We start from the raw sequence: 13,483 nt of genomic DNA, 5'->3' as shown, positions 1-13,483 counted from the left end.
CTTGCCTAGTCCCACTCGGCCAGAAACCATCGCTCGCGACAAACCCGCGGAAGCTCACGCGGAGTGAGGCGGTAACCGGCCTGGCTTTGCAGCGCGGTGAGAAGGGCATCGAGTGGCTCGATGAAGTCGGCTGTCGCCAGGACCGCAACGACGGCATCCTCGCCGCCCTCCTCGGCGGCAACCATTCGGGTGAAGCCCAGGCCTTCGTAGGATTCGACCACGTGTTTCAAAAATGCGATTTCTGACCGTCGCATGAACACCCCGGTACCCCAGAGCCCGGCGGCCACCAGTGGCGTCCAGGAAAACTGCAGCGCACTCTCGATCAAGGCTCCAGGGCCTCGCGCAGCTGCTGCCTAAGCTCATTGCCCAGAGAACGGCCACCACGGCGTGCTCGCTGGGAAAGTTCCCTCTGAAAACTCTCCTCGGGGCGCGCGATCAAATCCGGGTAGTTTCCGCTGAGGACCACCGGAAGCACCATCGGCCCCGAGGCTCCGAGCACAGCGCGTATGCGAGCGTTACCCTGACGCATCTGTTCCGCTACCTGGCCCCGCAAGTTGATATCGCCCCTAAGATCCACGGCCCCCTCGGAAGAAACCGAACCCTCGCCGGAGAAGTCGTAGAGCGAGCCCGTGACGCGAAGACGATCGAGAACGAGATTTTGCTCCCCCCATCGGGCCGAGCCCTGCAATACCAGCCGATCGCTGCCTGAATTTGCCATCTGCCTGCCCGTCTTCGAGACTCGTCTCTTGAGCGGCCCGCCCACAATGGGCAAACGACCAACGGCATCAGCTGCCAATGTGGCGGGATTCAGCGAGAGGAACTTCGCGTCAGCAACTTCGAATCTCACCGGACCGGATAAACTCGCGGAGAAGCTGGCCTGATCGTCGCCGGAAGCACGGAGTTCCGCTGCTCCGGAGATCACGCCGTCCACGCCGGGCGCGACCCCGAAGAACTCTTCGAGGCCGTTGATATCCATACTTTCCCAGGAAGATTCCAGAACGCCCTCCCAAATATTGTCCACTCGGGAAAAGGTACCGTTACCGGAGCTCCGGCCGCCGAAGGCGCGCGTAAGGATTTCCCCCGCCACCAATGACTCTTCTCGAATATTTCCCCGCAGCCACACGTCGTCGACCCGGGCACCTCCGCGTCGCAAGCCCGAAGCATGCAAATCGACCAGTGGCATACCATCACCACGAACCAGATATCCGAAACCCAACCCGTCCATAGCGAATTCTTGCCCGGCAATTTCGGCTACCCGCACTGCCAGCGCATAGTCGCCGCTCGCATCCAGACCCAGCGCAAGCGAAAATTTGCCCAGAGTCCAGCGTTCCTCCTCTGGCAAAAGGGTAAGGCTTTCGCCTTCCAATTCCAGATTCAGCTGTCGACCGTCCGTCACGCTTCGCACCACACCAGCAAGAGTCAGCTTGCCACGCGGACGAATACTCGCGAGAAGCGGCAGCACTCGCTCCAGATCACGCCCCGCCAGACCCGATCCACTCAAGTCGAGTTGATCTCCGCCGGAAGAGCGCGTGGCACGAATCTCGAGATCAGCGGCCTTTCCGGTAAATGCATCAATTTCGAGGCCGCCAGACGCCGCGGATCCCTCCAGTCGTGCCTGCGCGGGCAGGCCTTTCGGCTTGAGGATCCAGCCGTCACGCGTGCGCAGCTCGGCCTCACCAAGGTTCAGGTCGACAGCAAGCTTCGTTTCGGAGGAATCTCCCCGAACCCCGACTGCCCCTTCCACACGCCCCGACAGAGCCCCTACGAGCTGACTTCCGAAAGGCATATCCCCTCCGAGGAGTTGGGCCAGCTCACCGACTCGATCCCCCCCCAGCCCCTCGACCGAGCCCTCAAACCGAAGCAATCCCTCGTCGACTGCCGGTGTCTGGAGCTGAACCCGAACGAACCCTGGCACGACTTCGGGGCCCGCGATGCCCTCGGTACTCCCATCCAAATCGATCGACCAACCCTCTTCGACATCACCCCGAACGGCATTCAACGAAGCGTTGCGCACTTCGAATTCGGCGACGCCGGGACGCGTCCTGTCCCGGTATACCAGCCGCAAGCCGGTCGCGGTCACGCGCCGCACGTCAAATGCCTCCGGGGTCTCCAAATACTGCTCACCAGCCCCGAGGTTCCATCCCTCCGGTCCGAGCACGACTCGCAGAGTCGGTTTCTCGAGAAGAACCTCTTCAATGCGGACGGCCCCCCGTACGAGTGCCGGGATCCCCGCCTGCAACCAGATTGCGTCGACGTGCGCCAACTCGCCAGTGCCGTAGTTCGAACGATCGGCCAATTCCACGCCCCGAATCACGATCCCCGGGGGCCAGAGGGCAACGTCGATCGACTCAAAGGTCAAACCACGTCCCAAGCCGACAGAAAAACCCTTGGCCAGAGTGCCGGGGTCTGCCAGTAATCGATGTGCTCGGAGCATCACCGCCCCCGCCACCACCGCGGGGCTGAGCAGAACAACAAGAAGTAACCCGATCAGTCGGGAACGTCTCACCGAAGCTCCTCAAAGTTCGCGACCTGCCACGCCCCACCCGGGTCTTGCTGCAGGGTCACCAGAGCCATCCGCGTCACCTGCGCGTCGGCGAAAAGGATCGTCAGCTCGTAAAGGAAACTGCGTTGGTCAGGACCCGAGGTCCCGCTTTCCTCGACGAGTTTGTAGTGAATCGTCGGCTTTCCCGCCTTGGCGGGAGCATCGATTCCGGCCAGAAGCTCCGCTTCCCGAGTCAGCTTTGCCAACGCGAGACCCGTCGCATGAGGCCGTGCCGCCTTCAGATCGAGTTCCACATAATACCGGTCGACGAAGCGGCCGGCGGCCGCCTCCGCCGGATCCTGCGGCTCACAGCCCGGGAGCAGCCCCCCCGCAAGCGCGACCGCAACGATTCCTATCCGCCAACCCGCTGGAACTCTCATCAGATCCAGTGGTACCATAGAGGCTGCGAGGGGGATAGTTGGTGGTGGACGTCGAGAAGGAAGAGGATGAGAGCATCAGTGCTTTTCTCCTTCATTTAAGTGCCGAACGACGCAGCTCGGACCATACGATCCGCGCCTATCGAACCGAAATCTCCCGGCTGCAGCGAGACCTCGGGCACGCGAGCAATAACCCCTGGGATACCATCGAGACGGATGATTTGAGACGCTTCCTCGCTGATCGGGCCGAGCGGGTCGGCCGGCGCAGTATCGGGCGTACCGTAAGCGTGCTGAAGAGTTTCTTCGCCTATCTTCGCCGCATGGGGAGAATCGAGAAAAACCCGGCCGAACCCCTCAAGGTACCGAAATATCCGAAAGCCTTGCCACGCGCCCTGCCCGAAGCAACGCTCGGGGCCGCATTCGGGCCCCAACTCTCGGGAGACGGCTTGCGCGATCTTCGGAATCTGGCGCTGCTCGAAGTCCTTTATGGCAGCGGGCTCCGGGCCAGCGAGAGCGTCGCCCTGGACTGGCGCGATCTCGACCCTCGCCGTGGAACCCTGCATATTCGCAGCGGCAAGGGCGGCAAGGACCGGATCGTCCCGACCACGCGTGCCGCGGTCGAGACCCTGCAGTCGCTCCGCGCTGCTCAGGGTGTATCCGGCTCCACTCTCGGAGGCACCGCCATCTTTCGAAATCTTCGGGGATCCCGCCTGCACGTGCGCAGCGTGGGCCGCATTGTCGCCAATTTTCTGGATCAGGCAGGCCTTCCCCATGTCACACCTCATGCCCTGCGACATAGTTGCGCCACCCACCTGCTCGATTCCGGCGCCGACCTCCGGTCGATTCAGGACCTTCTAGGTCACGCTAGCCTGGAAACCACCCAGAAATATACCCATGTCAGCCTCGGAAAGTTGCGGGCCGTCTACGACGATTGTCATCCAAGAGCACGATAAAGCCTAGACAACCCATGCGACCGTGATTAGTGCATCGCCGTGAACACGGATCCGTCGAAAATCGTACCGCATGCCACCACAATTCTGGCCGTCCGTCAGGGCGACTCCACCTGCATCGCGGGTGATGGCCAGGTGAGCCTTGGGGAAACTATCATGAAGCACGGTGCTCGGAAGGTCCGGACTCTGTATGACGGCCGGATTCTCGCGGGGTTTGCGGGGGCGTCCGCTGACGCGTTCACCCTCTTCGAGCGTTTCGAACAAAAGCTCGAAGAACACCGCGGCCAACTGCGGCGCGCCGCCGTCGAACTCGCCAAGGATTGGCGTTCCGATCGCGCCTTGCGAAGGCTCGAAGCCATGCTCATCGTCGCCGACGCCGAAGATACACTCCTCGTTTCCGGGACAGGCGACGTGATCGAACCCGACCCGTTGCCCGGCGGCGCATCGGCGATCGCTACCGGAAGCGGCGGGGTTTATGCGCTCGCCGCGGCAAGAGCCCTGCTTCAGCATAGCTCGCTTGATGCACGAGCAGCGGCAGAGGCTGCGATGACGATCGCGTCCGAAATCTGCGTCTACACCAACAATCAACTCATCTTCGAAGAGCTGAAAAGAGAACCCTCATGAACACGGAACCTTCATCCATGGCCATTCCCGTCGCGACCCCTGCCGGCGAAAACCCGACAGTTCCCTCGATGACCCCGAGGGAAACCGTATCCGAACTCGATCGTTATATCGTTGGCCAGAACGCCGCGAAGCGCTCTGTGGCGATTGCGCTGCGCAACCGATGGCGTCGACAGCAGGTCCCCGAGGAAATGCGGGATGAAATCACCCCAAAGAATATCATCCTGATCGGACCAACCGGCGTCGGCAAAACCGAGATATCCCGGCGCCTGGCAAAGCTCGCGCAAGCCCCATTCCTGAAAGTCGAAGCCTCCAAATTCACCGAAGTCGGCTACGTGGGGCGAGACGTTGAATCGCTCATCCGTGATCTGGTCGAGTTGGCCATTGTCATGGTCCGGGACGAAGAGCGGTCCAAGGTGGCTCTGCGCGCACGCGAAGCGGCCGAAGAGCGCGTTCTTGATGCCCTGCTGCCCTCCGGAACAGCCGGATTCTCGTCTACCGGCGATCCCGGCAGCAACTCAACCCGCGACAAATTGCGGCGACAACTCCGTGAGGGCGTTCTCGACGACCGGGAGATCGAGATCGAAGTCGCGGAGCAATCAACCCCCAGTATCGAAGTCATGACACCACAGGGCATGGAAGAGGTTGGATTCAATCTCAAGGAGATGTTTGGCAGTTTCGGGAAAAAGACGACCAAGCCGCGAAAACTGCGAATCCCCGAAGCCCTCGAGCTACTGGAGCAGGAGGAAGCTCTCGGGTTGGTCGACGCGGATACCGTAAAAACCGAAGCCGTCCGCCGCGTCGAAAGCTCCGGGATCGTCTTTCTTGACGAGATCGATAAAATTGCCGGTCGCGCGCAGGCAGGAAATGCCGACGTCTCACGGGAGGGCGTGCAGCGCGACCTGCTCCCCATTGTCGAAGGCTCGACGGTCACGACCAAGCACGGCCCGGTTCGCACGGATCATATTCTCTTCATCGCCTCAGGAGCCTTTCATATCGCGAAACCGTCGGATTTGATCCCGGAGTTTCAAGGCCGCTTCCCTATCAGAGTCGAGCTTGAGGCTCTCACCGAGGAAGACTTCGTTCGGATCCTCACCGAGCCGCAGAATGCTCTCACGCGGCAATATGAGGCACTTCTGGCAACAGAGGGGATCGCTCTGAGTTTCGCCCCGGAGGCCATTCAGGCCCTGGCGGCGATTGCCGCCGACGTCAACCAGAGGACCGAAAACATCGGCGCCCGACGCCTCCATACGATCCTTGAGAGGCTTCTCGACAAACTCATGTTTGAAGCTCCTGACCGGCGTGGTGAGGCATTCGAGGTCACCGAGGCACTCGTACGCAGCGAATTGGACCCAATTTTAGGGAATGAGGACTTGTCCCGCTTTATTCTCTGAGAGCATTTTCCAAGCCTCAAGAAGCCCCGTTCGACGGACGTATAATCGATCTCAAGTCGAATTCGTTGCGTTTACGCAGCGGTTTCCGTAATTCCGAGTCGTGGACCAAGCCACCATCATACAAAACGCCGAAATCCTGCTCGAAGCGCTTCCCTATATCAAGCGGTTCGCAGGCAAGACGATCGTCATCAAATACGGCGGCAACGCGATGATTGCCGACGACCTCCAACAGGCCTTCGCCGAGGATCTGGTTCTCCTCAAATACGTGGGCATTCATCCTGTCGTGGTGCATGGCGGCGGACCGCAAATCAATCGGATGTTGGAGGAACTCGCGATCGAATCTCGCTTCGTTGGAGGAATGCGCGTGACCGACCCACCCACGATGCGTGTGGTCGAGATGGTTCTTGCTGGCGAAATCAACGCTCGAATCGTGACCAATATCCAGCAAGCCGGCGGCCGAGCCGCCGGCTTCTCGGGCAAGGACGGCGGCCTTTTGCAGGCGCAACGACTGCGTCATGCGGCCGGAGATCTGGGTCAGGTGGGCGAGATCACGGCAGTCGATCCGGGATTGATCCGAGCGATGGAAGGAAATGACTTCATCCCGGTCATTGCGCCGGTCGGCAGCAGCCAGGATGGGGAGAGCCTGAACATCAACGCCGATACGGCTGCGGGGCGGATCGCCGAGGCGCTTGGCGCCGAGAAGTTCCTGCTGCTGACCGATGTCGAGGGTATCCTCGATCGAAACCGTCAGCTGATCACCTCGCTGAATGCCGATCAGGCCGCTGAGTTGATTGAGGATGGCACGATCGAGGGCGGCATGCTGCCCAAGATCGCTTGTTGCCTGCAGGCTTTGCGGGGCGGAGTCTCGCAAGTCCATATCCTCGACGGTCGAATCAAACACGCCCTTTTGCTCGAGCTTTTCACTGACTCGGGGGTCGGAACAGCCGTACATCTGCCGGCAACCGACGGAGCCGAGCCTTGAGCGGCATCGAGCACGGTGTGCCGGCAACCACGCGAGACGTCGTGGAAAACAACGGCATGAACCTTCTCCCCGTATATGGCCGCGAAGAAATCGTTTTCGTTTCAGGTCAGGGCACGCAACTCATCACGGCAGACGGGCAAAGAGTTCTGGATTTTTTCTCCAGTATCCTGTGCACCAATCTGGGGCATTGTCATCCTGCCGTCACCGAGGCCATCCAGCACCAGGCGGCCACGCTGGTCCATATTTCGAACCTGCACCACAGCCTGCCCCAAACCTCGCTCGCCCTCATGCTCGTCGAGCACTCTTTCGGCGAGAGAGTTTTCCTTTGCAACAGCGGTGCCGAAGCGAACGAAGCAGCGATCAAATTGGCGCGTCGTCGCGGCAACGCCAATGGCGGCCGACATGAGATCATCACCGCACTTGGCTCCTTCCACGGGCGGACAATGGCAACCATTGCTGCGACGGGACAGGAGAAAGTCCGCGTCGGATACGAACCGAACCTCGAAGGCTTTCGCTATGCTCCCTTCGGCGATCTGGAGGCGATGCAGGCACAAATCTCCAAGCGGACGGCCGCTATCCTGGTGGAGCCAATCCAGGGTGAAGGTGGCATCATCGTACCGCCCCCCGGCTACTTACAGGGCCTGCGTGACCTCTGCGACTCCGAGGACCTCCTGCTGATCTTCGATGAAGTTCAAACTGGTTGCGGGCGCACAGGGCGTCTTTTCGCCTATGAGCATTCGGACGTCGTCCCCGATGTGATGGCACTGGCAAAAGGCATCGCAAACGGCATGCCTGCAGGCGCGATCTGCGCGGGACCGCGCGCATCGGAGGCCTTCGACCTCGGTGCGCACGGAAGTACGTTCGGTGGTAATTGCGTCACCAACGCCGCCGCCGTCGCTACCCTCGGCGTGCTGACCGACGGAAAAACGCTGCCCCGCGCGGTCGCCGCCGGGCAAAGGCTGAGGGCGGGCCTGGAAACAATTGCCGCCAACCATCCCGAGACCGCAGTCGAGGTGCGCGGAGCCGGACTCATGCTCGGCGTCGAAATCGAGAGCGCCGGCACCGCAAGGGAAATCGCACAAGCTGCGCTCGCGCAGGGACTGTTGATTAATGTGACGGGGAACGGCGTGCTGCGTATTGCCCCACCCCTGACAGTATCCGATGCCGAGATCGACGAGGGGCTCGCCATTCTCGAAGGAGTATTCCGCCCATGAAAAGAGATCTTGTTTCGCTCGCCGAGTTGAGCCGCGACGAAATTGAGGGACTGCTGAATCGAGCCGCCCACCTCAAGGGCCGACTCCGTGACGGCATCTATGATGCGACTCTGGCTGGTCGCACGCTTGCAATGATTTTCGAGAAACCGAGCCTCCGCACCCGGGTGACCTTCGAAACGGGTATTCAGCAGCTTGGTGGCACCGCTGTGTATTTGGCCCCCGCGGATATCCAACTCGGTGCGCGGGAGACCGTTGGGGATATCGCGCGGAATCTTTCGCGATGGGTCGACCTGATCATGGCCCGAACCTATTCCCATGCTGTGCTCGAAGAACTCGCCGAAGCCTCGGACGTACCTGTAATCAACGGACTGACCGATCTCCTGCACCCGTGTCAGGTTCTCGCCGATGCCCAGACTCTGATCGAACGCTTCGGTCATCTGGACGGTCTGAAGGTCGCTTTTATCGGGGACGGCAATAATGTGGTCAACTCCTGGCTGAACTTGGCGGCAAAATACGATCTGGATTTTCGTCTCGCCTGCCCGGTCGGCTACGAGCCCACCTCCGAGATTCTGGCCCACGCCGAACAGCAAGCCGGAGGAAAAATCCAGGTCACCAACGATCCACTAGCAGCATGCGAAGGAGTGGATGCGGTATATACCGATGTCTGGACGAGCATGGGGCAAGAGGAAGAAACCCAACTGCGGCGCGCGGCCTTCGAAGGATATCAGGTCAACCGTAAACTGATGGCTTGCGCACAGCGTGATGCGTTGGTCATGCATTGCCTACCCGCCCATCGGGGAGAAGAGATCTCGGCCGAGGTACTCGACGGACCGAACTCGGTCGTGTTTGATCAGGCAGAGAACCGCTTGCATGCGCAAAAAGCCGTGATGTGCTGGCTTGACGAAAACCGCGGCTCTGACCGCTGAGAGACGGATTTAATGAAAAAGAAAATCGATAAGATCGTGCTTGCCTACTCGGGAGGCCTCGATACGTCCGTAATTCTCGGGTGGTTGCGCGAGGAGTACGGCGCAGAGGTCGTGGCCTATTGCGCCGATGTCGGACAGGGAGAAGAACTCGATCCCGTCCGCGAAAAAGCCGTCGCCGCGGGTGCGTGCGACGTTTTCATCGAAGACCTCACCGACGAATTTGTGGCAGATTATGTCTTCCCGATGCTGCGAGCCAACGCCAGCTACGAAGATGGCTACCTGCTGGGCACATCCATTGCCCGCCCCATCATCGCCAAACGCCACGCTGAAATCGCCCGAGAAACCGGTGCGCAGGCGGTTGCCCACGGGGCAACGGGCAAGGGCAACGATCAAGTCCGTTTCGAGCTCACGTTCGCGGCCCTGGCACCCGAACTGGAAATCATCGCCCCTTGGAGAGATTGGTCCTTCGAGGGACGAGAAGATCTGATTCGGTACGCCGAGGAACGCTCGATCTCGATCCCGGTGAGTCGCGAAAAGCCATATTCCTGCGACAGGAACCTGCTGCACCTCAGCTTCGAGGGCGGCGTCCTCGAAGACCCATGGCAGGAGCCCTACGAGGATATGTTCATCATGACCCGCAACCCGGAAGAAGCTCCCGACCAAGCGGCCTACGTCGAGATCGATTTCGAGTCCGGAGACGCGGTTGCTGTCGATGGAGAACGCCTTGCGCCGGCCGCCTTGCTCCGAAAACTCAACGAGCTGGGTGGCGACCATGGCGTCGGTCGGATCGATATCGTGGAAAACCGGTATGTCGGGATGAAGAGCCGGGGTGTCTACGAAACGCCGGGCGGTACGATTCTCGTGGCCGCACACAAGGCTGTCGAATCACTGACGCTCGACCGTGAAGCCATGCACCTGCGAGACTCACTGGTCCCTCGCTATGCCAGTATGATCTACGACGGTTTCTGGTTCGCTCCCGAACGCGAAATGCTTCAGGCGGCCATGGACGAGTGCCAGAAGCCTGTGAATGGAACGGCCCGAATGAAGCTCTACAAAGGGCAGGTATCGACAGTCGGTCGCAAGGCACCACGGTCTCTCTACGACCCGGACATCGCCAGCTTCGATGAGGCGGGCGGGTACCGGCAGGCCGACGCGACAGGATTCATCTCGCTCGCAGGGCTGCGGCTTCGCACCCGTGCACGCAGCGGATGGAAGCCCGAATGACCAAACGCAAGCAACCGGGCAAGGCTTGGGCCGGAAGATTCGAGGAGGGCACCGATCCTCTTGTGGAAGCTTTCACGGTCAGCCTGGAATCCGACCTGCGCATGGCAGACCAGGACATACGAGGCTCCATCGCTCATACGAATGCGCTCGAACGCTGCCGGATCCTGACCGCTCGCGAGGCGGGAACTCTCCGGGCCGGGCTCCGAAAAGTCGCAAAGGAAATTCGCGACGGCAAATTCAGAGCAAAACCTGCGGACGAAGATGTCCATATGGCGGTCGAACGCCGGCTCACCGAACTGGTAGGCCCCGTCGGCGGAAAGGTGCATACAGGCCGCAGTCGCAATGATCAGGTCGCCACAGATTTTCGCCTTTGGCTCCGCGAAGAAATCGACGCGACACGAGACTCGATCGACCAGCTGATTCGTTCGCTGACGCGTCGGGCACAGCTCGATATTGACGTCGTCATTCCAGGCTACACCCACCTGCAGCGCGCGCAGCCAGTCCTGCTCGCGCACCATTGGCTCGCCTACGTCGAGATGCTCCTGCGCGATCGCGAGCGACTCGACGACTGCCGCAGACGAACCAATATTCTCCCTCTTGGAGCCGGCGCACTCGCCGGTGCCGGATTTCCCATTAACCGGGAAGCCGTTGCGCGCGAATTGGGGTTCGATTCCGTATCACGGAACTCCCTGGACGCAGTGTCTGATCGCGACTTTGCCGCGGAGTATCTGGCGACAGCATCCCTGATCGCGATTCATCTTTCACGCTTGAGCGAGGAGCTAGTGCTCTGGTCGTCAGAAGAGTTCGGTTTCATCGGCCTTCCCGACGCGTTCGCCACCGGAAGCTCCATGATGCCGCAGAAAAAAAACCCGGATGTCGCCGAGTTGATTCGGGGCCGAACCGGACGCGTTATCGGATCGCTGCAATCTCTACTGGTCACTCTCAAGGGACTGCCCCTCGCCTACAACCGCGATTTACAGGAAGACAAACCGCCAGTCTTCGACACCGCAGACCTGCTCAGACCCGCGCTCAACGTGCTGGCGCGGATGCTCCCCCGATTGCGCACAAATGACGCGCGTATGGCGCAAGCTGCGGGTGGGTTTTCGCTCGCGACAGAACTCGCCGATTACCTGGTGGAGAAAGGCCAGCCCTTCCGCGAAGCTCACGAAGTCGTCGGTCGAATCGTCGGTTTTTGCGTGCTCGAGAATCGCACCCTCGAGAGCCTGAGCGCAGCCGATCTGGCAGGCTTCTCACCTCTCCTCGGAGCCCCCGCGCGGAAGCGACTACGAGTCGAAAGTGCACTCGCACGGCGCAAGCTCACGGGAGGCACGGCTCGATCGAATATCGAACGGCGTCTCGCAGAGCTGGAGGCCGACGGCCTTGCCGGCTCGAAAAGTCGATGAAGATGTCTCGATTCGATGTCAGGGGCATGCGCACGCTCGGCCTGCTAATTCTGATCGGCGGCTCCAGTTGTGGGCGCGTCGGGCCGATCCGTCCTCCGGAGTTCGTCACACCCAAACCACCCGCCGAACTATCCGTAATGAACGCCGCAGAGGGTCTGCAGGTGCGATTTCGACGGCCGACCGAGACCGTGGATGGCATGGATATGCGCGACCTCGGGTATCTGGAACTTTGGCGAACATGCCCACCGGCGCTGCCCCGGACCCGAATCGCTCGCTATCCGGTGATCGATCGCGGCACCATGCGCAAAGCGAAATGGACAGAAATCACCGACAGCCAACCGACTGAGGGCGACACCTGCACCTACGAGGTAATCGCGGAGACCTGGGACGGGTATCGAAGCCAACCCGTAAGCACGGAGCCGATCCTGCGTCAGCCCCCTCCATCCGCCGACACCAACCCTTGAAATCGGCCTCGTCCCCTAGAGGGGACGATTGCATTCCAGCGCGAGAATATCCGCGAGGGTCTCGCGACGTTGCGCCAGAATCGGCCCCGAATCGCCGAGCCAGACCTGAGGAGCCTTCCCGAGTGAATTATAGTTCGAGGACATCGAGGCCCCGTAGGCACCGGCATCATGGAGCACCAGAAAATCGCCCCGATTTGGAGCCGGTAGCATCCGCGTTTCCACCAATTCGTCCGCATCTCGAGTAAAGAGATCTCCCGATTCACATAAGGGCCCGGCGACAGCGAGAGGAGTCGGCGCGCCCAGATCGCGGCCCACCACAGAAATACGATGGTAGGCGCCGTACATTGCCGGTCTCACGAGATCACAAAATCCCGCATCAACCATCAGGAAATCGTGCCCCTTGCCCTTGTCGTTATCAAGGGTCTGCTTCCGATCCGTCACCCGCGAGACCAGAGCCCCGCAGGCTGCTGCCAGGAAACGGCCGGGCTCCACCTCCACGCGCACAGGCCGTCCTGCGATCTCGCAGAAGCGTTCGCGAGCGGCCCTGAGAATCCGTCCCAATCCGGACAGGTCGGCAATCGACCCTTCGTTACGATAATCGTGGGGGAACCCCCCGCCGAGATTGACTGCTTCGAGGTCCGGAAAGAGGCCCAACATTTCAGCGAAGAAGCCGCTAAGTTTTTCAAGATTTCCCTCGAGTTCCTCAATCTGCGGGCCACTGCCGACGTGCGCATGGAGCAGAACCAGAGAAACATCGGTTCCCTCGGCCGCACGTGCCAAGCCTGCCAGTTCGTCGGGCCAGACCCCATGCTTCGAACTGGGCCCTCCGGTATCGCACGACTGAACGTGCCCGTGCCCGAAGCCGGGATTGACTCGAATTCCGGCGGACCCCTTGTAGCCACCTTGGATCAACTCGTGCAGTTGGCCTGGTGAGCCCAGATTCGGAAGCACACCCTCGGCATGAAGGACTTCCAGAGCGTTGTCACGAAAGGCATCGGCGGTCAGCAGAACCTCAGGCGGCTGGGCTCCCATGGGATAGCCGCTGGCCTTGGCCCGAAGCACTTCGTTTCCCGAGACTGCATCGATCCAGAGCCCGGCTTTCTGCATTTCCTGAAGAACTGGGGCTACCGACAATGCTTTCATTGCATAACGCGCCTGCAGACCCTCACTGGCCGTGAGATCCACGATCCGTCGAATCCGATCTCGGAGAATTTCCGCATCATAGAGGAAAAAAGGCGTCCCCACCTGCTCCGTGATTCTCTCCAGAAGGTCCATTTCGGTAAATCGATTATCGCCCATGGAATAATCCTAGCGCCCGGCGAAGCGTCTCTTCAAGTACCTGTGGTCCTACAATCGTAGGAAACCGACCGTCGCGCAGAGTGTTCC

General features: G+C 60.6%; 13 protein-coding genes. 9 read left to right on the top strand and 4 right to left on the bottom strand.

Features of this window, described 5'->3' with window-relative positions:
• Positions 1-5: 5 nt before the first annotated feature.
• From P8K07_08845 to P8K07_08835, 3 genes are read right to left on the bottom strand one after another with little or no spacing between them, the layout of a single operon-like run.
• Complete coding sequence (locus P8K07_08845) at positions 6-326, bottom strand: DUF4911 domain-containing protein (GenBank protein ID MDG1958631.1); 321 nt, start codon at positions 324-326, stop codon at positions 6-8.
• Positions 323-2,506, bottom strand: a complete 2,184-nt coding sequence (locus tag P8K07_08840) for an AsmA-like C-terminal region-containing protein (GenBank protein ID MDG1958630.1) — start codon at positions 2,504-2,506, stop codon at positions 323-325. The genes P8K07_08845 and P8K07_08840 overlap by 4 nt, the downstream gene beginning before the upstream one ends.
• Complete coding sequence (locus P8K07_08835; protein MDG1958629.1) at positions 2,503-2,922, bottom strand: hypothetical protein; 420 nt, start codon at positions 2,920-2,922, stop codon at positions 2,503-2,505. The genes P8K07_08840 and P8K07_08835 overlap by 4 nt, the downstream gene beginning before the upstream one ends.
• A gap of 44 nt (positions 2,923-2,966) precedes the next feature.
• Here P8K07_08835 and P8K07_08830 point away from each other — a divergent pair, with 44 nt between their 5' ends.
• The 9 genes from P8K07_08830 to P8K07_08790 all read left to right on the top strand — a co-directional run bounded on the left by P8K07_08830 (position 2,967) and on the right by P8K07_08790 (position 12,097).
• Entirely contained in the window at positions 2,967-3,872 is a 906-nt protein-coding gene (locus P8K07_08830; protein MDG1958628.1) for a tyrosine-type recombinase/integrase, read from the top strand.
• Between the two features lie 60 nt (positions 3,873-3,932).
• On the top strand, positions 3,933-4,493 hold the full coding sequence (gene hslV, locus P8K07_08825) for an ATP-dependent protease subunit HslV (protein ID MDG1958627.1): 561 nt from the start codon (positions 3,933-3,935) through the stop codon (positions 4,491-4,493).
• Between the two features lie 68 nt (positions 4,494-4,561).
• A complete protein-coding gene (hslU, locus tag P8K07_08820) occupies positions 4,562-5,884 on the top strand; it encodes an ATP-dependent protease ATPase subunit HslU (protein MDG1958626.1) in 1,323 nt (440 codons plus the stop codon).
• A gap of 100 nt (positions 5,885-5,984) precedes the next feature.
• Positions 5,985-6,866: an acetylglutamate kinase gene (argB, locus tag P8K07_08815; protein ID MDG1958625.1), complete on the top strand. Its 882-nt coding sequence runs from the start codon at positions 5,985-5,987 to the stop codon at positions 6,864-6,866.
• Positions 6,863-8,080, top strand: a complete 1,218-nt coding sequence (locus P8K07_08810; protein ID MDG1958624.1) for an aspartate aminotransferase family protein — start codon at positions 6,863-6,865, stop codon at positions 8,078-8,080. Before argB ends, P8K07_08810 begins: the two co-directional genes overlap by 4 nt.
• The gene (gene argF, locus P8K07_08805) at positions 8,077-9,006 is read left to right on the top strand and encodes an ornithine carbamoyltransferase (protein ID MDG1958623.1); all 930 of its coding nucleotides are present in this window, start codon (positions 8,077-8,079) and stop codon (positions 9,004-9,006) included. The genes P8K07_08810 and argF overlap by 4 nt, the downstream gene beginning before the upstream one ends.
• A 12-nt stretch (positions 9,007-9,018) precedes the next feature.
• Positions 9,019-10,230 carry an argininosuccinate synthase gene (locus tag P8K07_08800; GenBank protein MDG1958622.1) on the top strand — a complete coding sequence of 404 codons (1,212 nt, stop codon included), beginning with the start codon at positions 9,019-9,021 and terminating at the stop codon, positions 10,228-10,230.
• On the top strand, positions 10,227-11,633 hold the full coding sequence (gene argH, locus P8K07_08795) for an argininosuccinate lyase (protein MDG1958621.1): 1,407 nt from the start codon (positions 10,227-10,229) through the stop codon (positions 11,631-11,633). Before P8K07_08800 ends, argH begins: the two co-directional genes overlap by 4 nt.
• Positions 11,630-12,097 (top strand): hypothetical protein, encoded by a 468-nt coding sequence (locus P8K07_08790; GenBank protein MDG1958620.1) that lies wholly within the window; start codon positions 11,630-11,632, stop codon positions 12,095-12,097. The genes argH and P8K07_08790 overlap by 4 nt, the downstream gene beginning before the upstream one ends.
• Positions 12,098-12,112: 15 nt before the next feature.
• On the opposite strand, the gene P8K07_08785 is transcribed toward P8K07_08790, so the two are convergent.
• The gene (locus tag P8K07_08785) at positions 12,113-13,396 is read right to left on the bottom strand and encodes a diaminopimelate decarboxylase (protein ID MDG1958619.1); all 1,284 of its coding nucleotides are present in this window, start codon (positions 13,394-13,396) and stop codon (positions 12,113-12,115) included.
• Positions 13,397-13,483: the final 87 nt, after the last annotated feature.

This window comes from Candidatus Binatia bacterium (assembly GCA_029248525.1).
In the GTDB taxonomy this organism is placed as follows: domain Bacteria; phylum Desulfobacterota; class Binatia; order UBA12015; family UBA12015; genus UBA12015.
Note: the sequence above shows the minus strand (reverse complement) of the source record. Positions and strands in the feature narration are given on the sequence as shown.